General features: G+C 72.1%; 20 protein-coding genes. 17 read left to right on the top strand and 3 right to left on the bottom strand.

Translation table 11 applies throughout. The features are described from left to right. Position 1: 1 nt before the first annotated feature. From pyrE to CCZ36_RS18760, 11 genes are all read left to right on the top strand, one after another. Positions 2-541 (top strand): orotate phosphoribosyltransferase, encoded by a 540-nt coding sequence (pyrE, locus tag CCZ36_RS18710; protein WP_069740617.1) that lies wholly within the window; start codon positions 2-4, stop codon positions 539-541. A 145-nt stretch (positions 542-686) separates the two neighbouring features. Continuing rightward, positions 687-1,718: a class II fructose-bisphosphate aldolase gene (fbaA, locus tag CCZ36_RS18715; RefSeq protein ID WP_065486310.1), complete on the top strand. Its 1,032-nt coding sequence runs from the start codon at positions 687-689 to the stop codon at positions 1,716-1,718. Positions 1,719-1,820: 102 nt separating this feature from the next. Continuing rightward, positions 1,821-2,990, top strand: coding sequence for a MalY/PatB family protein (locus CCZ36_RS18720; protein ID WP_128818173.1), 1,170 nt, complete (start codon positions 1,821-1,823; stop codon positions 2,988-2,990). Between the two features lie 166 nt (positions 2,991-3,156). Beyond that, positions 3,157-4,665: an MFS transporter gene (locus CCZ36_RS18725; protein WP_069740795.1), complete on the top strand. Its 1,509-nt coding sequence runs from the start codon at positions 3,157-3,159 to the stop codon at positions 4,663-4,665. A 53-nt stretch (positions 4,666-4,718) separates the two neighbouring features. Continuing rightward, entirely contained in the window at positions 4,719-5,132 is a 414-nt protein-coding gene (locus CCZ36_RS18730; RefSeq protein ID WP_030578682.1) for a DUF3151 domain-containing protein, read from the top strand. A gap of 158 nt (positions 5,133-5,290) precedes the next feature. Then, positions 5,291-6,139: a tryptophan 2,3-dioxygenase family protein gene (locus CCZ36_RS18735; RefSeq protein ID WP_069740620.1), complete on the top strand. Its 849-nt coding sequence runs from the start codon at positions 5,291-5,293 to the stop codon at positions 6,137-6,139. Further along, the gene (gene kynU / locus CCZ36_RS18740) at positions 6,132-7,367 is read left to right on the top strand and encodes a kynureninase (RefSeq protein ID WP_069740621.1); all 1,236 of its coding nucleotides are present in this window, start codon (positions 6,132-6,134) and stop codon (positions 7,365-7,367) included. Before CCZ36_RS18735 ends, kynU begins: the two co-directional genes overlap by 8 nt. A gap of 162 nt (positions 7,368-7,529) precedes the next feature. Then, positions 7,530-8,450: an alpha/beta hydrolase gene (locus CCZ36_RS18745; RefSeq protein WP_128818174.1), complete on the top strand. Its 921-nt coding sequence runs from the start codon at positions 7,530-7,532 to the stop codon at positions 8,448-8,450. Between the two features lie 167 nt (positions 8,451-8,617). Then, positions 8,618-9,970 carry a sensor histidine kinase gene (locus tag CCZ36_RS18750; RefSeq protein ID WP_069735590.1) on the top strand — a complete coding sequence of 451 codons (1,353 nt, stop codon included), beginning with the start codon at positions 8,618-8,620 and terminating at the stop codon, positions 9,968-9,970. Next, on the top strand, positions 9,967-10,635 hold the full coding sequence (locus tag CCZ36_RS18755; protein WP_069735589.1) for a response regulator: 669 nt from the start codon (positions 9,967-9,969) through the stop codon (positions 10,633-10,635). Before CCZ36_RS18750 ends, CCZ36_RS18755 begins: the two co-directional genes overlap by 4 nt. 62 nt (positions 10,636-10,697) lie before the next feature. After that, a complete protein-coding gene (locus tag CCZ36_RS18760; protein ID WP_128818175.1) occupies positions 10,698-11,903 on the top strand; it encodes a cytochrome P450 in 1,206 nt (401 codons plus the stop codon). 19 nt (positions 11,904-11,922) lie between these two features. Here the strand turns inward: CCZ36_RS18760 and CCZ36_RS18765 are convergent, their stop codons facing one another. From CCZ36_RS18765 to CCZ36_RS18775, 3 genes are all read right to left on the bottom strand, one after another. After that, on the bottom strand, positions 11,923-12,264 hold the full coding sequence (locus CCZ36_RS18765) for a DUF1109 family protein (protein WP_069740800.1): 342 nt from the start codon (positions 12,262-12,264) through the stop codon (positions 11,923-11,925). An 84-nt stretch (positions 12,265-12,348) separates the two neighbouring features. Next, positions 12,349-12,624, bottom strand: a complete 276-nt coding sequence (locus tag CCZ36_RS18770; protein ID WP_069740801.1) for a DUF1876 domain-containing protein — start codon at positions 12,622-12,624, stop codon at positions 12,349-12,351. A gap of 51 nt (positions 12,625-12,675) precedes the next feature. After that, positions 12,676-13,563, bottom strand: coding sequence for a diacylglycerol kinase (locus tag CCZ36_RS18775; protein WP_069735585.1), 888 nt, complete (start codon positions 13,561-13,563; stop codon positions 12,676-12,678). Positions 13,564-13,749: 186 nt separating this feature from the next. On the opposite strand from CCZ36_RS18775, the gene CCZ36_RS18780 reads away from it, so the two are divergent. From CCZ36_RS18780 to CCZ36_RS18805, 6 genes are all read left to right on the top strand, one after another. Then, positions 13,750-15,033, top strand: coding sequence for an adenylosuccinate synthase (locus CCZ36_RS18780; RefSeq protein WP_006126334.1), 1,284 nt, complete (start codon positions 13,750-13,752; stop codon positions 15,031-15,033). 206 nt (positions 15,034-15,239) lie between these two features. Then, complete coding sequence (locus CCZ36_RS18785; protein ID WP_069740802.1) at positions 15,240-15,896, top strand: DsbA family oxidoreductase; 657 nt, start codon at positions 15,240-15,242, stop codon at positions 15,894-15,896. 1 nt (position 15,897) lies between these two features. Further along, positions 15,898-17,016 carry an oxidoreductase gene (locus tag CCZ36_RS18790; protein ID WP_128818176.1) on the top strand — a complete coding sequence of 373 codons (1,119 nt, stop codon included), beginning with the start codon at positions 15,898-15,900 and terminating at the stop codon, positions 17,014-17,016. A gap of 124 nt (positions 17,017-17,140) precedes the next feature. Next, positions 17,141-17,620: a nucleoside deaminase gene (locus CCZ36_RS18795; protein WP_069735582.1), complete on the top strand. Its 480-nt coding sequence runs from the start codon at positions 17,141-17,143 to the stop codon at positions 17,618-17,620. An 82-nt stretch (positions 17,621-17,702) separates the two neighbouring features. Further along, positions 17,703-18,023, top strand: a complete 321-nt coding sequence (locus tag CCZ36_RS18800; protein WP_030722115.1) for a DMT family transporter — start codon at positions 17,703-17,705, stop codon at positions 18,021-18,023. An 81-nt stretch (positions 18,024-18,104) separates the two neighbouring features. Then, on the top strand, positions 18,105-18,521 hold the full coding sequence (locus tag CCZ36_RS18805; RefSeq protein WP_069735581.1) for a DMT family transporter: 417 nt from the start codon (positions 18,105-18,107) through the stop codon (positions 18,519-18,521). Positions 18,522-18,598: the final 77 nt, after the last annotated feature.

Here is an 18,598-nt window from a genome sequence, read left to right on the forward strand (position 1 = left end):
CATGACTGACGTACGCGCTGACCTGCTCCAGCAGATCAAGGACAAGGCCGTGGTGCACGGCAAGGTGACCCTCTCCTCGGGGCTGGAAGCCGACTGGTACATCGATCTGCGCCGGATCACGCTGGACGGCAAGGCCGCCCCGCTGGTCGGACAGGTCATGCTCGACGCCACCGCCGAGCTGGACTACGACTGCGTCGGCGGGCTGACGCTCGGGGCCGACCCGGTCGCCACCTCGATGCTGCACGCCTCCGCCGCCCGGGGTAAGAGCCTGGACGCGTTCGTCGTCCGCAAGGCCCAGAAGGCGCACGGGATGCAGCGCCGGATCGAGGGCACGGACGTGAAGGGCCGCCGCTGCCTGGTCGTCGAGGACACCTCGACCACGGGCGGCTCGCCGCTGACCGCCGTCGAGGCGGTCCGTGAGGCCGGTGGCGAGGTCGTCGCCGTCGCCGTGATCGTCGAGCGCGGAGCCGCCCCGGCCATCGCCGAAGCCGGCCTGCCGTACGTCCACGTCTACTCGGTGGCCGACCTCGGCCTGAGCTGAACCCTCCCCGGACCCGGTTTCACGTGAAACCGGGTCCGCCGGGTGGAGCCCGGGGGCAAGTCTGGGAAGATGGGGGCGACGATGACGTCGCCCCCAGGTCAGGGACTCACAGCCTGCACACCCGCACATCCCAAGGAGCGGTCAGATGCCCATCGCAACCCCCGAGGCTTACGCCGAGATGCTCGACCGGGCAAAGGCGGGCAAGTTCGCCTACCCGGCCATCAACGTGACCTCGTCCCAGACCCTGCACGCCGCACTGCGCGGCTTCGCGGAGGCCGAGAGCGACGGCATCGTCCAGATCTCCACCGGTGGTGCGGAGTTCCTGGGCGGCCAGTACAACAAGGACATGGTCACGGGCGCGGTCGCCCTGGCCGAGTTCGCGCACATCGTCGCGGCGAAGTACGACGTCACCATCGCGCTGCACACCGACCACTGCCCCAAGGACAAGCTGGACGGGTACGTACGTCCGCTGCTCGACGTCTCCGCCGAGCGCGTCGCCAAGGGCCTGAACCCGCTGTTCCAGTCCCACATGTGGGACGGTTCGGCCGAGACCCTCGCCGACAACCTGGCCATCGGTCAGGAGCTGCTGGCCAAGGCCGCCGCCGCCAAGATCATCCTTGAGGTCGAGATCACCCCGACCGGTGGCGAGGAGGACGGCGTCACGCACGAGATCAACGACGAGCTGTACACGACCGTCGATGACGCGCTGCGTACCGCCGAGGCGCTCGGCCTGGGCGAGAAGGGCCGCTACCTGCTGGCCGCCTCCTTCGGCAACGTCCACGGCGTCTACAAGCCGGGCAACGTCGTGCTCCGCCCCGAGCTGCTGAAGGACCTCCAGGCGGGCGTCTCCGAGAAGTACGGCAAGCCGGCCGGCAGCCAGCCGTTCGACTTCGTCTTCCACGGCGGCTCGGGCTCCACCGCCGAGGAGATCGTCACCGCGCTGGAGAACGGCGTCGTGAAGATGAACCTGGACACCGACACCCAGTACGCCTTCACCCGTCCGGTCGCGGACCACATGTTCCGCAACTACGACGGTGTCCTGAAGGTCGACGGCGAGGTCGGCAACAAGAAGACCTACGACCCCCGCACCTGGGGCAAGCTCGCCGAGGCCGGCATGGCCGCGCGCGTCACCGAGGCCTGTGCGAACCTGCGCTCCACGGGCACGAAGCTGAAGTAGTCCACCCGTCCGCACGGACGGTACGGACGCACGGCAGCGGGCCCGGTCCTCCTCCTCGGAGGGCCGGGCCCGTTGCCGTGCCGGGAGAGAAGAGGATGAGCTGTGGGCGCGCCCTACGATTTCGATACCGTCGTCGACCGCCGGGGAACCTGGTGCGTCCAGTGGGACGGGGTCGCCGACCGTTTCGGCGTCGACGGTCTGCTGCCGTTCACCATCTCCGACATGGACTTCGCCACCGCTCCCGAAGTCCTCGCCGCGCTCCGGGCGCGCCTGGACCACGGGGTGTTCGGCTACACCACCTGGCAGCAGGACGACTTCCGCTCGGCGATAGCCCACTGGTACGCCACCCGGTACGGCACCGAGATCGACACCGGGCAGCTCGTCTACGGGCCCTCCGTGCTCAGCCAGCTCTCCCAACTGCTCCAGATGTGGACGGGGGAGGGGGACGGCGTCGTCGTCCACACCCCTGTGTACGACGGTTTCCGCAAGGCGATCACCGGGCTCGGGCGGGAGCTGCGCGGGGTGCCGGTGGGGGACGAGGAGGCGCTGGAGCGGGAGCTGGCCCGTCCGGACGCGAAGGTACTGGTGCTGTGCTCGCCCCACAACCCGACGGGCCGGGTGTGGACGGCCGACGAGCTGGCCCGGACGGCGGCGCTCGCCGAGCGGTACGGGGTCGCGGTGATCAGCGACGAGATCCACGCGGACTTCGTGCACGACGACGGTGCGGGGCGCGTCCACGTGCCGTGGACGCGGGTGGCGGGCGAGGGCCGGTGGGCGCTGATCACGTCCGGGTCGAAGACGTTCAACTTTCCGGCGCTGACCGGGTCGTACGGCTTCCTCGGGGATCCCGGTGACCGGGCGGAGTTCCTGCGCCGGATGGAGACGGCGGAGGGGCTGGCGTCGCCGGCCGTCCTGTCGCTGACCGCGCACATCGCGGCGTACCGGGAGGGGGCCGCGTGGCTGGACGCGGTGCGGGGGTACGTGGCGGGGAACCTGGGTCTCGTCGCGGAGCGGCTGGGGGCCGCCTTCCCCGAGCTGGGGTGGGTGCCGCCGCAGGCCGGATACCTGGCGTGGATCGACCTGCGGCCGCTGGGGGTGGAGGAGTCCGCGTTGCAGCGGGTGCTGGTGGAGCGGGAGAAGGTGGCGATCATGGGGGGTTCCGTTTACGGGGCGCCGGGGTTCGTTCGGCTGAACGTGGGGTGTCCCCGGGGGAAGGCGGAGTTGGGGGTGGAGGCGTTGGTGCGGGCCGTAGGGGCGGTGCGGACCGTGTGAGCCGTGCGGTGGTCGCTGGTTTCGGGGGCGCCGCCCCCGGGCCCCCGCTCCTCAATCGCCGGAGGGGCTTGAACTGCGGGCACGTGTCCCGTGCGGGCACCTTGCCCCGCGCGGGCGCTCCGGGCCCTCGATCGCCGGAGGGGCTGATGTGGGGCACGCTGGCCCCATGGCTGCTGCTGGCTCCGCCCCCGGCGAGATCCGGGTCGCCTCGCCCGCCGGGCGCTGGGTCGTGCTGACCACGGTGCTCGGGTCCGGCATGGCGATGCTCGACTCGACCGTCATCAACGTCGCCCTGCCCCGCATCGGCGAGGACCTGGGCACCGACATGGCCGCCCTCCAGTGGACCGTCAACGCCTACATGCTCACGCTCGCCGGGCTGATCCTCCTCGGCGGGGCGCTCGGCGACCGGTACGGGCGGCGGCGGGTGTTCCTGGTGGGGGTGGTGTGGTTCGCCGCCGCTTCGCTGCTCTGCGGGATCGCGCCGAACGCGGGCGTGCTCATCGCCGCCCGGGCGCTCCAGGGCGTCGGCGGGGCGCTCCTCACGCCGGGGTCCCTCGCGCTCATCCAGGCCGGTTTCCATCCGGACGACCGGGCGCGGGCCGTGGGGCTCTGGTCCGGGTTCGGCGGGGTCGGGGCGGCCGTCGGGCCGTTCGTGGGCGGGTGGCTCGTCGACGGGCCCGGGTGGCGGTGGGTGTTCCTGCTCAACCTGCCGCTCGCCGCCGTCTGCGTACCCGTCGCGCTCCGGCACGTACCGGAGTCGCGGGACCCGGCGGCGCACGGGCGGTTCGACGTACTGGGAGCCGCCCTCGGGGCGCTGGCGCTCGCCGCGGTGACGTACGCGCTGATCGAGGCGCCGGAGCGGGGCGCCTCGCCGGTGGTGATCGGGGCGGCGCTCGGCGGGCCGGCCCTCGGAGCGGCGTTCGTCCTCGTCGAGCGGCGGCGGGCGGACCCCATGCTGCCGCCGTCGATCTTCCGCTCCCGGCTCTTCACCTCGGTCAACCTGGTGACCTTCTGCGTCTACGCGGCTCTCGGCGGCTTCTTCTTCCTCTCCGCGATCCAGCTCCAGGTCGTCGCCGGGTACTCGGCGCTGGGGGCCGGTACCGCGCTGCTGCCCACCACTGTGCTGATGCTGCTCTTCTCCGCCTCGGCCGGTGAGCTGGGGCGGCGCATCGGGCCCCGAGTCCCGCTCACCGTGGGTCCGCTGCTGGCCGCCGCCGGGATGCTCCTGATGCTGCGGGTCGGGCCGGACAGCGCTTCCTTCGGCGGGTACGTCACCGAAGTGCTGCCCGCGGTTTTGGTGCTCGGGACCGGGCTCGTCGTGGTCGTCGCCCCGCTCACCGCGACCGTCCTGGCCGCCGTGGACACCGGGCGGGCCGGTCTGGCCAGCGGTATCAACAACGCCGCCGCCCGGGCGGCCGGGCTCATCGCGGTGGCGGCCCTGCCGCTGCTCGCCGGGATGGGGCCCGAGGCGTACCGGGACGCGGGCGAGTTCGCCACGACCTTCCGGCGGGCGATGCCGATGTGCGCGGGGCTGCTGGTGGCGGGCGCGCTCCTCGCCTGGGGGACGGTGCGCACCCCGGCCGTCACCGCCGCCGCCCGGAGCGAGCGGCCCGAGTGCGCGGTGCACTGCGGGGTCGTCGCCCCGCCGCTGGAGCCGGAGCGGCGGGAGGGGTGAGAGCCGCCCGGGGCGAGGTCCCGCCGGAGCGTGACGGCAGGCACACTTGAACCATGTCCATCCACGAGAACCTGCTCGGGGGCCCCGCCCCGACCCACCTCCCCGACGACCCCGAGCCGCGCGAGCTGCTCGCCGCCGGCACCCCGCCCACCGAGGTCGCCGCGAAGTACCCCACCTCCTCGCTCGCCTGGGCGCAGCTCGCCGACGAGGCGTTCGAGGGCGGCCGGGTCGTCGAGTCCTACGCGTACGCCCGTACCGGCTACCACCGCGGCCTCGACTCCCTGCGCCGGGCCGGATGGAAGGGCCATGGGCCCGTCCCGTTCGAGCACGAGCCGAACCGCGGCTTCCTGCGCGCCCTGCACGCCCTGGCCCGGGCCGCGGGCGCGATCGGCGAGACGGAGGAGCACGAGCGCTGCACGACGTTCCTGCGCGACTCCTCGCCGACCGCCGCCGACATCCTGGGCTGAGCCCGGCCGCGCACCAGCCGGGCCGCGCAGGGCTAAGCCGCTCCCCTCCCGAGCACGCCGGGCGGGGAGCGGCTTAGTATGCGAGCAGGGGACCGGAGCTCCATCACCTCACGGAAGGGGCGGACCGCTACCCGGAAGCTCGTGTCGAGGAGACAGAAATGTCGACCAACCACCCCGACCCCGAAGCCACCGGTGCGGACACCCCGTACCTGGACTTCGCGGGAACGACTCCGTACGAGGACTATGTCCAGGCGGATGTCCTGACCCACCTCCAGCACCTGCGCTCGGACGATCCCGGCGAGATGGTCTTCCTGGTCACCACCCAGGTCATGGAGCTGTGGTTCACCGTCATCGTCCATGAGTGGGAGACGGCCACCCGCGCCCTGCGCGAGGACCGCATACCCGTCGCGCGCGACGCACTGAAGCGTTCGCTGCGCGAGCTGGAGGCGCTCAACGAGTCCTGGCGGCCGCTCGCCGGACTGACCCCCGCCCAGTTCAACTCCTACCGGGGCTCCCTCGGTGAGGGATCCGGGTTCCAGTCCGCGATGTACCGGCGGATGGAGTTCCTCCTCGGCGACAAGTCCGCGTCCATGCTGGTGCCGCACCGGGGCGCGCCCCGCGTGTACGCCGAGCTGGAGAAGGCGCTCGGGGAGCCCAGCCTCTACGACGAGACCCTCGCCCTGCTGGCCCGGCGCGGGTACGCCATCCCCGAGGCCGTCATCACCCGGGACCTCACCAAGCGGTACGAGCCGTCCCCCGAGGTCGAGGCCGTGTGGGCGGAGATCTACGCCTCCGACGACCAGAACGACGAGCTGGTCCGCCTCGGTGAGCTGCTCACCGACGTCGGCGAGCTGGTGTGGCGCTGGCGCAACGACCACCTCGTCGCCACCCGTCGCGCGATGGGTTCCAAGACCGGCACCGGCGGGTCCGCCGGGGTCGCCTGGCTGGAGAAGCGCGCCACGAAGAACGTGTTCCCCGAGCTGTGGACGGCGCGCAGCCATGTCTGAGACGGCCACGACCACGTCCGCGTCCGGGACGGAAGATCTCCTGGTACGGGCGCTGGAGCTCGACGCCGCCGATCCGCTGGCCGACCGTCGCGAGCTCTTCGCACTCGACGGTGGTGTCTACCTCGACGGCAACTCACTCGGCGCGCTGCCCCTCCACGTCCCCGCCCGCGTGCAGGACGTCCTCACCCGCCAGTGGGGCGAGCTGCGCATCCGGTCCTGGGACGAGAGCGGCTGGTGGACCGCGCCCGAGCGGATCGGCGACCGGATCGCCCCGCTCGTCGGGGCCGCCGCCGGGCAGATCGTCGTCTCCGACTCGACCAGCGTGAACGTCTTCAAGGCCGTCGTGGCCGCGGCCCGCATCGCGGGCGAGGGACGCGACGAGATCCTGGTTGACGCGACGACCTTTCCCACGGACGGGTACATCGCGGCGTCCGCCGCCCGGCTCACCGGCCACCGGATCGTGCCCGTCGCCCCCGCCGACGTACCGGCCGCGCTCGGGCCCCGTACCGCCGTGGTCCTGCTCAACCACGTCGACTACCGCTCCGGCCGGCTGCACGATCTGCCCGGGCTGACCGCCGCCGTTCACGCGGCGGGCGCGGTCGCGGTGTGGGACCTCTGCCACAGCGCGGGCGCACTGCCCGTCGGGCTCGATGAGCACGGGGTGGACCTGGCGGTCGGCTGTACGTACAAGTACCTCAACGGCGGCCCCGGCTCGCCCGCCTACCTGTACGTCGCCGAGCGCCATCAGGCCGCCTTCGACTCGCCGTTGCCGGGCTGGAACTCGCACGCCGACCCGTTCGGCATGACTCCCGGCTACGCCCCGGCGGACGGTTCCGCACGGGGCCGGGTCGGCACCCCCGACATCGTCTCCATGCTGACGCTGGAAGCGGCGCTCGACGTGTGGGACGGGGTGGGGGTGGACGCCGTACGGGCCAAGTCCCTCGCGCTGACGGACTTCTTCCTGGCGTGCGTGGAGGCGTATGTTCCGGCGGGCCGGGTCACCTCCGTCACCCCGACCGCGCACGTCGAACGCGGCAGCCAGGTCGCGCTGCGCTGCGACGACGCCGCTTCGGTGATGCGCCGCCTCGTCGAGCGGGGCGTCGTCGGCGATCTGCGGCGGCCGGACGTGCTGCGGTTCGGCTTCACCCCGCTGTACGTCGGATTCGCCGACGTGGAACGGGCGGCGCGGGTACTGGCCGAGGTGCTGGCGGAGAACCCGGGCGACTGACAGCCCGTCAATGGGGCTGCGGGCGGGCGGGGACGGTGCCGAGTGCTGGTACCGTCCCCGCAGGTCAACCCAGTTGGGAACCTGACACAGGCACAGAACACAGGCGCAGAGCACTGGCGCGGAGCACAGGCGCAGGCCACGGGCAGAGGACGGTTGAGCGGCATGTCGGATTCCCCCGGTTCCCCGGACGCTGCGGCGCGAGCCCGGGACGAGGCGGAGGAAGCGTCGGCGTTCGCCCATCCTCCCGTTGCCCCCGACGCCACCGCCGGCTACGGGGACCACCCCGACCAGGTCGTCGACTTCTACGCCCCGCGCGACGGCCGCGCCGCCGCCCCGCTCGTCGTCCTCCTGCACGGCGGCGCCTGGCGTGCCCCGTACGACCGGGCGCATGTCTCCCCGCTCGCGGACTTCCTGGCCCGCCGGGGCTTCGCCGTGGCCAACGTGGAGTACCGGCGCGGCGGCGACGACATCCCGCAGCAGCGCGGCGGGGAAAGGGCCGGGGCCGCCGGTGCGGGCCCGGTCGCGGGGCGCTGGCCGGAGACCTTCGACGACGTGGCCGCGGCCGTGGACGCGATGCCCGTGCTGGCCGCCCGCGCCCTGCCGGGCGCCGATGTGCGGCGGATCGTGGTCACCGGGCACTCCGCGGGCGGCCACCTCGCGCTCTGGGCGGCGGCGCGGCACGTCCTGCCCGAGGGGTCGCCGTGGCGGCTGCCCGCCCCGCCGCCGCTGCGCGGGGTCGTCGCCCTGGCCCCGATCGCGGACTTCGCGGCGGCGGTCGGCCTGGGGGTGTGCGGCGGTGCGGTCACGCAGCTCCTGGGCGGGGAGGCCGGCTTCGCGGACCGGGCGGCGCACGCCGACCCCGGGGTGCTGCTGCCGACCGGGATCGCCACCGCGATCGTGCAGGGCGTCGAGGACATCGTCGTCCCACAGGCCGTCTCCGAGGCGTACGTCGACGCGGCGGCCAAGGCCGGTGAGACGGTCGGGCTGACGCTGCTCGGCGGCGTCGGGCACTTTCCGCTGATCGATCCGGCCGCCGACGCCTGCGCTGTCGTCGCCGAGGAGATCACCCAGCTCGCCTGGTGAGTTCCCTGCCGGGCGGGGCAACACCCCCTCGCCCTGAAACCGCTGCTGACCTGGTATTTTCCGGTCCCTGGCGCAGGGCGGCGGAGCCGGGTAGTCCTTGAGGGGGACGGCTCGGAATCGGTAGTGATGGTGACGACCCGCCGTTCGCCGCCGCCTACCGTGGAAGCGTGACCGAGACCCAGACGAAGACCAGTAGCCCGGAGTTCCGGGCAGCCGCAGGGGCGATAGACGGCCTGCGGGACGACCTCCTGCGCAATGTGTTCGCCTACCGGCCGCTTCCGCCGCTGAGCCCCGACGGACGGGTCGTCCGGCGGCTGCCCGAGGGGCTGCGCAAGGGCGTCGTCTGGACCCCGCACGCCCTGGTGCTGTTCGCCGCCTTCATCGTGATGATGGCCGGCTTCGCCGAGTGGGACTACCGCTTCCTGATGGGCGTGGTGCCCGCGATTCCGGTGGCGATGACCCTCATCAGGCCGGTCGCCGCGTTCTGGGCGTCGATGCTGGCCACCGTCTTCTGCGGGATCCTGGCCGGCCAACTGTGGGGGCCGAGCGCCTTCGTGGCCCAGGTGGTGGTCCTGGTGGTCGTGGCCGCCCGGACCCGTCCCCGTGCGGCCGTCTGGATGTGGCTGCTGACGCTGTTCTTCGGGATGCTGCTGGAGGGCGGCGACCCGTCGATCACCGCGCCCGTGGTCACTCTCTCCGCCTTCGCGCTGCTCGTCGTCGCCGTGGTCCAGATCCGGCGCGACGCCGAACGCGAGGTCACCGTGCAGCGCACCGTCACCGCCGTCGAGCGCGACCGGCGCACGCTGCTGGAGGAGCGCACCACCATCGCCCGGGAGCTGCACGACGTGGTGGCCCACCACATGTCGGTCGTCGCGATCCAGGCCGAAGCCGCCCCCTACCGGGTCGAGAACCCGCCGCCCGAGCTGGAGCAGGCCTTCGTCACCATCCGGGAGAACGCCGTGGCCGCCCTCACCGAACTGCGCCGCGTCCTCGGAGTCGTCCGCGCGGAGGACTACGAGGCCCCCGACGCCCCGCAGCCCACCCTCGCCGCGCTCGACGGGCTCCTGGACAACGTCCGCGAGACGGGCCTGGAGACGGAGAAGGTGATCACCGGGGCCGTCCGCGAGCTGCCGCAGGGCGTCGAGCTGTCGGCGTACCGGATCGTCCAGGAGGCCCTGAGCAACAGCCTGCGCCACGCGCCGGGCGCCTCGGCCCGGGTCGAGCTCGGTTACGTCCTCGGCGGGCTCGGGCTGCGCGTGGTCAACGGGCCCCCGCGGGGCCTGGTCAAGCCCTCGCCCGGGGCCGGGCACGGGATCACCGGGATGCGGGAGCGGGTCGCGATGCTGAACGGCGAGATGACGGCCGGGACGACGGCCGACGGCGGCTACGAGGTCGCGGTGTTCCTCCCCGTACCGCTGTCCGAGCAGCCGGAGCGTCCGGAGCGCCCGGAGGTCCGGGACACGGCCGAAGGCGACGGCGAGACCGTCGTCATCGAACGCGCACAGGACGGCCGGGCATGAACGGCACCGACATCCGGGTCCTGATCGTCGACGACCAGATGATGGTCCGCGAGGGCTTCTCGGTCCTGCTCAACGCGATGCCCGGGATCACCGTCGTGGGCGAGGCGCTGGACGGCCGGCAGGCGCTCGACCAGGTCGCCGCCCTGCGCCCGGACGTCGTCCTGATGGACATCCGCATGCCGGAGATGAACGGCATCGAGGCGACCCGCGAGATCGTCGCGCGCGACGCCGACGCGAAGGTCCTGGTGCTGACCACCTTCGACCTCGACGAGTACGTCTACCAGGCGCTGCGGGCCGGGGCCTCGGGCTTCCTCCTCAAGGACGCCTCGGCCCGGCAGCTCGCCGACGGGGTACGGGTGGTGGCCTCGGGCGAGGCGCTGCTCGCCCCGACGGTCACCCGGCGGCTGATCACCGAGTTCTCCAAGCTCGCGGAGACCCCGCGCCCGCCCGCCCTGGCCCGGATCGGCGATCTCACCGAGCGCGAGACGGAGGTGCTCGTTCTCATCGCGCAGGGGCTCTCCAACGCGGAGATCGCCTCGCATCTGATCGTCGCCGAGTCCACGATCAAGACCCATGTCAGCCGCATCCTGGTGAAGCTGGGGCTGCGCGACCGGACCCAGGCGGCGGTGTTCGCGTACGAGGCACGGCTGGTCACCCCGGGGTAGCCGGAGCTGCCGGCCTGTGCCGGACCCCTTGCGGCGAGCGCGAGCGCGGGTAGCGTCGGGCCATGCACGTGTCCTTCGATCCCTGGTCGCCCGCGTTCGTCGCCGATCCCTACCCCGCCTACACCGCGCTGCGCGCCGCCGGCCGGGCGCACTGGTTCGAGCCGACGGGGCAGTGGCTGATCCCGCACCACTCCGACGTATCGGCCCTGCTGCGCGACCGGCGGCTCGGGCGTACGTATCTGCACCGCTTCAGCCACGAGGAGTTCGGCCGGACCCCGCCGGCGCCCGAGCACGAGCCGTTCACCACGCTCAACGGGCAGGGCATCCTCGACCTGGAGGCCCCCGACCATCCCCGGATCCGGCGGCTGATCTCGAAGGCGTTCACCCCGCGCACGGTCGAGAACCTCGCCCCGACGGTGCGGCGGCTGGCGGCCGAGCTGGTCGACGCGTTCGTGGCCAAGGGCGGCGGCGACCTGCTGGCGGAGGTCGCGGAGCCGCTGCCGGTCGCCGTCATCGCGGAGATGCTGGGCGTCCCGGAGACGGACCGGGGGCTGCTGCGGCCCTGGTCGTCGGCGATCTGCGGGATGTTCGAGCTGAACCCGTCGGAGGAGGTGGCGCGGGCCGCCGTCCGCGCCTCGGTCGACTTCTCCGCGTATCTGCGCGGGCTGATCACCGAGCGGCGGGCGAACCCCGGCGACGACCTGATCTCGGCGCTCATCGCCGCCCACGACGAGGGCGAGCGGCTGACCGAGCAGGAGATGATCTCGACCTGTGTGCTGCTGCTGAACGCGGGCCACGAGGCGACGGTGAACACCACCGTCAACGGCTGGCGGACCCTCTTCCACCACCCGGAGCAGCTGGCCGCCCTGCGCGCCGACCCCGCGCTGCTGCCCACCGCGATCGAGGAGCTGCTGCGCTACGACACCCCGTTGCAGATGTTCGAGCGGTGGGTGCTGGACGACATCGAGATCGACGGCCAGGTGATCGGGCGGGGCGCGGAGGTGGCGCTGCTGTTCGGCTCGGCGAACCGGGACCCGGAGCGGTTCGCGCACCCGGACACCCTGGATCTGTCCCGTACGGACAACCCGCACATCACCTTCGGCGCGGGCATCCACTTCTGCCTGGGCGCCCCGCTCGCCCGGCTGGAGCTGGCCGCGTCCTTCGGGGAGCTGCTGCGCAAGGCGCCCGCGCTGCGGATGACGGCGGAGCCGGAGTGGCACCCGGGGTACGTGATCCGGGGTGTGAAGGAGCTGCGGGCGGAGGTGTAGGCGTCCGGCCGGGGCGGGGTCAGCAGGGGTCGTAGCACTCCGGCCTCGGGGCCCCGGCCAGTGCGTCCGCTGCGACGCCGAGGGCGAAGAGAACGGCGATGGCCGCGACGAGCCCGAGCGCCCGCTTCCAGTCGCGCCGGACGAGGAAGAACACGGCCAGGGCAGCCGCGGCCCCGCCGAGGATCATGAGGGGCAGGCCGACCCAGAGCACGTTCCAGTTGGAAGCGCCTTCGAAGCCGTCGAGCAAACCGCCCTTGCCGTGCGGCGCCCAGAGCACGATGCCCGCGAGCGCTCCGGCGAAGGCGGTCGCGCAGCCGGCGGTTCCGGCAACGGCTTCGCGGCGCGAGTTCTGGATCTCCATGAGCGGGGAGACGCGACGGACGCGGGCGCGGTTCCGTTCTTCACGCTCTTCGCCGGTCGGGGAGCGTGCCGGGGCGGAACCCCGTCACGGGGCCAGCGGGTACGACGTGCGCCCCGACGCCTCGTCGATCTCGTCGTGCGCCTTGGTCAGCAGTTTCATCGCCAGTTCGTTGAGCGCCCTGGCCCCCGCGATCTCCTCGCCCACCCGCTGCTGGTCGGCGTCCGAGGGGTGGCGGCTGGCGTAGCCGTGGGCGCGTACCTCTGTTCCGTCGGAGAGGCGGACGAGCGCCGCCGCGCGCGTGCGGTGGGTGTCCTCCTCGAATTCGAGGTCGATGTGCCATCCGACAGCGATCCTGGTCATGACGGTCACCTCCGGGACCGGGAAGGAAACGGGACGGCTCGGGGCCGTCTCCTACCAGCGTGCGCCCGCCGCCGCGTCCGCGCTCGCCGGGCCCGGCAGCATCAGCCCCCAGGCGCCTGCCCGGACCGTCCAGGTCCGGGTCCGCACCGGCCCCCCGGTCTGTATGTCGGCCCGGTAGCGGAAGTCCGCGCCGGAGACCGTGACGGCCTTGGCCTCCGCCGTCACGTCCTCGCCGGAACCGGTGCGGACGACGACGTCGGCCAGGCCCCCGCCGCCCTGGGAGGTCACCGAGAGGCCCCGGACCGGCGTGTCCAGATCGCTCAGCAGCACCCCGTCCGCCTCGATGCGCAGGCGGTGCGTGCCCGGGTGCGTCGAGGCGGCGACCGGGACCGGGCGGACCAGGGACGACACCAGCGAGCGGCAGGTGTCCCAGACGGCCGTGACGCCCGCGTGCGGGTTCCCGGAGGCGGGCGGCGGGGGAGGAGGCGGGGCAGGGATGCGCAGGCGGCCCAGGACCACGCCGTCGCTGTCGTCGACCAGCAGGTCCAGGCGGCGCACCGCACCGTCCAGCGCGGTCCGGGCGGCCGCCACCGCGCCCCGGGGCACGCCGAGGGCGTGGGCCACCTCCAGCGCGTGCGCCGCGCCGACGGGGATCAGGGAGAGGACGCCGGCGGCCAGCTCCCGCTCGCGGTGCAGCTGAGCGACCGCGCGCAGCAGCGCATGGTCGTCACCGACGACGACGGGCCTGCGCGCACCCCGCCGGGACAGGGCCCGGGCGAACTCCTCGGGGGTGTCCGGAAGGCAGATCTTGGCGTGCGCACCGGCGCTCAGCACGTCCTTGGCGATACGGACGGACTCGCCGTCGCTCCGGCGGGCGACCGGGTCGATGACCACCAGGAGCTGGTCGTCGCCGTCGCCGGGGGGCTCTGCAGCCGACACCTCGGTCCTTCCTCGGGTAGCATCTTGGTGCAAGAGCCCCTTGCGCTATTGCGCCAGGGGCTTCGTCTATTCCGGGGCACCCGGTTCGACGGCTCAGGCTCTGCCGTACATCGTCGTACGGCAGGTACGACCTTGACGTACGCCCCCTGACCTTGGACATGCCCCGCCCGGAAGGGGTGTACGCCTGTGCCCGCACTTGTGCTGCTCGGTGCTCAGTGGGGTGACGAGGGCAAGGGGAAGGCCACCGATCTCCTCGGTGGATCCGTGGACTATGTCGTGCGATACCAGGGCGGTAACAACGCCGGTCACACGGTCGTCGTGGGCGACCAGAAGTACGCACTTCATCTCCTCCCCTCCGGAATCCTGTCGCCGGGCTGTACCCCGGTCATCGGGAACGGTGTCGTGGTCGACCCGGCGGTCCTGCTCTCCGAGCTGAGCGGTCTGAACGAGCGAGGCGTCGACACGTCCAAGCTTCTGATCAGCGGCAACGCTCATTTGATCACTCCGTACAACGTCACGCTCGACAAGGTGACCGAGCGCTTCCTCGGGAAGCGCAAGATCGGTACGACGGGCCGGGGCATCGGCCCGACGTACGCCGACAAGATCAACCGGGTGGGGATCCGCGTCCAGGACCTCTACGACGAGTCGATCCTGGAGCAGAAGGTGGAGGCGGCCCTGGAGCAGAAGAACCAGCTCCTGGCCAAGGTCTTCAACCGCCGGGCGATCGAGGCCGGCAAGGTCGTCGAGGACATGCTCCAGTACGCGGAGCAGATCAAGCCGTTCGTCGCCGACACGACCCTGATCCTGAACGAAGCCATCGACGACGGCAAGGTCGTGCTCTTCGAGGGCGGCCAGGGCACCCTGCTCGACGTCGACCACGGCACGTACCCCTTCGTCACCTCGTCGAACCCGACGGCGGGCGGCGCCTGCACCGGTGCCGGTGTCGGCCCGACGAAGATCAGCCGCGTCATCGGCATCCTCAAGGCCTATACGACGCGGGTCGGCGCCGGTCCGTTCCCGACCGAGCTGCACGACGAGGACGGCGAGGCACTGCGGCGCATCGGCGGCGAGCGCGGTGTCACCACCGGCCGTGACCGCCGCTGCGGCTGGTTCGACGCCCCGATCGCACGGTACGCGACCCGGGTCAACGGCCTGACCGACTTCTTCCTCACCAAGCTCGACGTCCTGACGGGCTGGGAGCAGATCCCGGTCTGTGTGGCGTACGAGATCGACGGCAAGCGCGTCGAGGAGCTCCCGTACAACCAGACCGACTTCCACCACGCGAAGCCGATCTACGAGACCCTGCCGGGCTGGTCCGAGGACATCACCAAGGCCAAGACCTTCTCCGACCTGCCGAAGAACGCGCAGGGTTACGTGAAGGCGCTGGAGGAGATGTCGGGCGCCCCGATCTCCGCGATCGGCGTCGGCCCCGGCCGGACCGAGACGATCGAGATCAACTCGTTCCTTTAGCGCACCCGGGCATCACCGCGGCGGTGGCCCCCAGCCTTCCGAGGCTGGGGGCCACCGCCGTTCTCGTTGTCCGGCGCGCCCGGGGCGGTACGGCCGGGCTTGACACTTAAGTGCATGATCGTGCAACCTTCCTGAGATCCCTTCCATCACTCGTCAATCCGTCGAGAGATGTTGTTGCTTGCGCGATCAATTAGATGGAGCCTGGCATGGCTGATCCCGTGAAGATCAAGATCTGGTCCGACTACGTCTGCCCCTTCTGCATGCTGGCCGAGGGGCCCATCGAAGAGGCGATCAAGGACGTCGGCGTCGAGGTGGAAGTCGAGTGGATGCCCTTCGAGCTGCGTGCCCACCCCCAGCCCACCCTGCGGCCGGAGGACGAGTATCTGCCCGCCATCTGGGAGCGGGCCGTCTACCCCATGGCCCGTCGGCTGGGCGTCGACATCACGCTCCCCACCGTCTCGCCGCAGCCCTACACGGCCCTCGCCTTCGAGGGGTACCAGTACGCGGCCGAGCACGGCCTGGGCGACGCCTACAACCAGCGGATGTTCCGTGCCTTCTTCCAGGAGGACCAGGACCTGGGAGAGGTCGACGTCCTCGCCGCACTGGCCGTCGGCATCGGCCTGGACGAGGCCGGGTTCCGTGCCGCCCTGGCGGACGGCACCTACCGTGCCCGGCACCAGGAGGCGCTGCGGGAGGCCGCCGCCCACCAGGTGCGGTCCGTCCCCACGCTGCTCGTCGGGGACATCAGGATCGAGGGCGTCCCGCGCCCCGCCCAGCTGCGCAAGGCGATCCTGGACGCGCAGGCCCGGCAGGCGGAGGAAGCCGGCTACGGCGCGGCCTGCGGCATCGACGGGACGTGCTGAGGTGAGCGACACCCGCACCAGCGCGTCGCGCGCGCCCCATCCCGCCCTCGCCGCCTGCCGGTTCGCGGGTCTGGAGCTGCGCAACCGATTCGCCGTCGCCCCCATGACCCGGGTCTCGGCCACCGAGGACGGCCGGGCCACCGAGCAGATGGCCGCCTACTACGGCGCCTTCGCCGAGGGTGGTTTCGGGCTCCTGATCACCGAGGGGACCTACACCGACACCGCCTTCGGCCAGGGCTACCTGCACCAGCCCGGCATCACGGACGAGGCGCAGGCCGCCGCCTGGCGGGGCGTCGTCGACCGCGCGCACGCCGCCGGCGCGCGCATCGTCCTCCAGCTGATGCACGCCGGGGCCCTGGCCCAGGGGAACCGGTTCCGGGACCGGACCGCCGGCCCGTCGGCGGTCCGTCCGATGGGTGAGCAGCTGGCCAAGTACCGGGGCAGCGGCCCGTGGCCCGTACCGCTGGAGATGACCTCCGACCAGATCGGCGAGGCTGTCGAAGGGTTCGCCACCGCAGCGGTACGCGCCCGTGGCGCCGGCTTCGACGGCGTCGAGATCCACGCCGCCAACGGCTACCTGCTCGACCAGTTCCTCACCCCGTACACCAATCTGCGCACCGACGTGTACGGCGGGGAGATCGAGGGGCGCTCACGGCTCCTGCGGGAGGTGACGGCGGCGGTCAGAGCCGCGGCCGGACCCGGCTTCACGGTCGGCGTCCGGCTCTCCCAGGGGAAGATCAACAACTTCGGCTGGCGGTGGCAGGGGGGCGACGCCGAGGCGGCCGCACTCTTCGGGGCGGCGGTCGGGGCCGGGGCCGACTATCTGCACCTCGCCGGCAGCGGACGGGACTGGCTGCCGGACGGCCCCACGCTTCCCGGGCTCGCCCGGAAGGTCACCGGAGTGCCCGTGATCGCCAACGGCGGGCTCCACGAGGAAGCGGTGGCACGGCGCGTCCTGGACGAGGGGCACGCGGACGTCCTGGCGATCGGTACGGGCGCGCTGGCCAACCCCGACCTGCCGCACAAGGCGGCCGCGGGGGCTCTGCCGACGGCGTTCGACCCGCAGGTGCTGGAGCCTCTGGCGACGTTGGACAACGCCCTTACGTATGCGTCCGCTTGACACTCGTTATATGCACATGCAAGATTAAGGCATCGGGTCGCGCCGCTGGCGGAGATCCACGCAAACTATATGCTTGCATGTGCAGGCAAAATGGATACAGGGCAACTCGGGAGACGAACTGCTCATGGGTACACACGACAGCGAACTGATGGGCTTCGCCCACGAAGCGATCCGGCTCAGCCGCGAGCACGTCGCCCAGGGCGGCATTCCCTTCTCCGGTGTCGTCGTGGGCGGCGGACGCATCCTGGGTACCGGCTTCAACCGGGTCCGCGAGGACAACGACCCGACCGCGCACGCCGAGGTCGTCGCCCTCCGGCAGGCCACCGCGCGGCACGGCATGCGCGCCGTGGCGGGGGCCACCCTGATCGCCTCCGGCGAGCCCTGCGCCCTGTGCTACATGGCGGCGCGGTTCGCCGGCATCGGCCACATCGTGCACACCGCCGACCGCCGGACCGCCGCCCGGTACGGCTTCGACTACACCGGCTCGTACTCCCTGTTCGCCGAGGACCCCGAGCACTGGCCCATCAAGGTCACGGCGCTCCAGCTCCCCGAAGCGGAAGTGCCGTTCCAGGACTTCCTCACCATGAGCCGGCCCCGGCACTGACCCGGACCCGGTTCCGCGACACCGCCGCACGCCGTCCCCCACGCCCGAACTCCTCCTCACCCACCGCCCGGAAGGACCTCCCATGCACTGGCTCTACCTCGCCATCGCCGTCGCCTTCGAGATCGCTGTCGCCATCGCCGCCGGAAAGGCGGAGGGCTTCAAGAACCGCAAGTGGACCGCCATCACGCTGATCAGCGGTGCCCTGGCGACCTTCTTCCTCAGCAAGTCGCTGCTGACCTTCGACGTCGGCGTCGGCTACGCCCTCTGGACCTCCGTGGCGGGGGTCGGCATCACCATCCTCGGCGCGCTCTTCTTCGGCCAGCGCCTGAACTGGAACAAGGCGATCGGCATCGTCCTCGTCATCGGTGGCGTCGTCGGCCTCCAGCTGAGCGGTTCCGCCTGAGCCCGGGTGCACCACCCCCGACCGCACACGCGGTGCCTCCCGCCCACCATCTGACGCCACCCCAGAGAGGATCCACCTCCCATGTCCAACGAAGCCAAGACCTCCACCAACGCCTGGCTCTCGCTCCTGCTCGCCGGAGTCTTCGAGATCGGCTACGCGCTGGCCGTCGGCGGCAGCGAAGGGTTCACCGTCCTGACCTGGTCCCTGGTCGCCGTGGTGTTCTTCCTGCTGACGCTCTACGCACTGAGCCTCGCCCTCCGCACGATCGAGGTCAGCATCGGATACGCCGTCTGGGCGGGCATCGGCGCGGTCGGCGCCGCCGTCCTGGGCCCCGTCTTCTTCGACGAGACCCTGACCCTGGCCAAGGGCATCTGGCTGTCGGTCATCATCGTCGGTGTCATCTGGCTGAAGCTCGCCGACCGTACGAAGCCCGAGACGGCCGCCCCGGCCCCGGCGGCCCAGCAGGTCGCGGACCGGCCCGGCGCGCTCCAGGTCTGACGCCCCGCGAACGTACGCCCCCGGCGGCTGCCTCCCATCAGGAATGGGCGGCAGCCGCCGGGGGCGTGCCGTCGTAC

The organism is Streptomyces sp. S063, from assembly GCF_002832675.1.
Lineage (GTDB): Bacteria > Actinomycetota > Actinomycetes > Streptomycetales > Streptomycetaceae > Streptomyces > Streptomyces sindenensis.

Coding starts and splice junctions, on each gene's coding strand:
- pyrE (WP_069740617.1), top strand. CDS start 2: ATGACTGACGTACGCGCTGACCTGCTCCAGCAGATCAAGGACAAGGCC.
- fbaA (WP_065486310.1), top strand. CDS start 687: ATGCCCATCGCAACCCCCGAGGCTTACGCCGAGATGCTCGACCGGGCA.
- CCZ36_RS18725 (WP_069740795.1), top strand. CDS start 3,157: ATGGCTGCTGCTGGCTCCGCCCCCGGCGAGATCCGGGTCGCCTCGCCC.
- CCZ36_RS18730 (WP_030578682.1), top strand. CDS start 4,719: ATGTCCATCCACGAGAACCTGCTCGGGGGCCCCGCCCCGACCCACCTC.
- CCZ36_RS18735 (WP_069740620.1), top strand. CDS start 5,291: ATGTCGACCAACCACCCCGACCCCGAAGCCACCGGTGCGGACACCCCG.
- kynU (WP_069740621.1), top strand. CDS start 6,132: ATGTCTGAGACGGCCACGACCACGTCCGCGTCCGGGACGGAAGATCTC.
- CCZ36_RS18745 (WP_128818174.1), top strand. CDS start 7,530: ATGTCGGATTCCCCCGGTTCCCCGGACGCTGCGGCGCGAGCCCGGGAC.
- CCZ36_RS18755 (WP_069735589.1), top strand. CDS start 9,967: ATGAACGGCACCGACATCCGGGTCCTGATCGTCGACGACCAGATGATG.
- CCZ36_RS18760 (WP_128818175.1), top strand. CDS start 10,698: ATGCACGTGTCCTTCGATCCCTGGTCGCCCGCGTTCGTCGCCGATCCC.
- CCZ36_RS18765 (WP_069740800.1), bottom strand. CDS start 12,264: ATGGAGATCCAGAACTCGCGCCGCGAAGCCGTTGCCGGAACCGCCGGC.
- CCZ36_RS18770 (WP_069740801.1), bottom strand. CDS start 12,624: ATGACCAGGATCGCTGTCGGATGGCACATCGACCTCGAATTCGAGGAG.
- CCZ36_RS18785 (WP_069740802.1), top strand. CDS start 15,240: ATGGCTGATCCCGTGAAGATCAAGATCTGGTCCGACTACGTCTGCCCC.
- CCZ36_RS18795 (WP_069735582.1), top strand. CDS start 17,141: ATGGGTACACACGACAGCGAACTGATGGGCTTCGCCCACGAAGCGATC.
- CCZ36_RS18800 (WP_030722115.1), top strand. CDS start 17,703: ATGCACTGGCTCTACCTCGCCATCGCCGTCGCCTTCGAGATCGCTGTC.
- CCZ36_RS18805 (WP_069735581.1), top strand. CDS start 18,105: ATGTCCAACGAAGCCAAGACCTCCACCAACGCCTGGCTCTCGCTCCTG.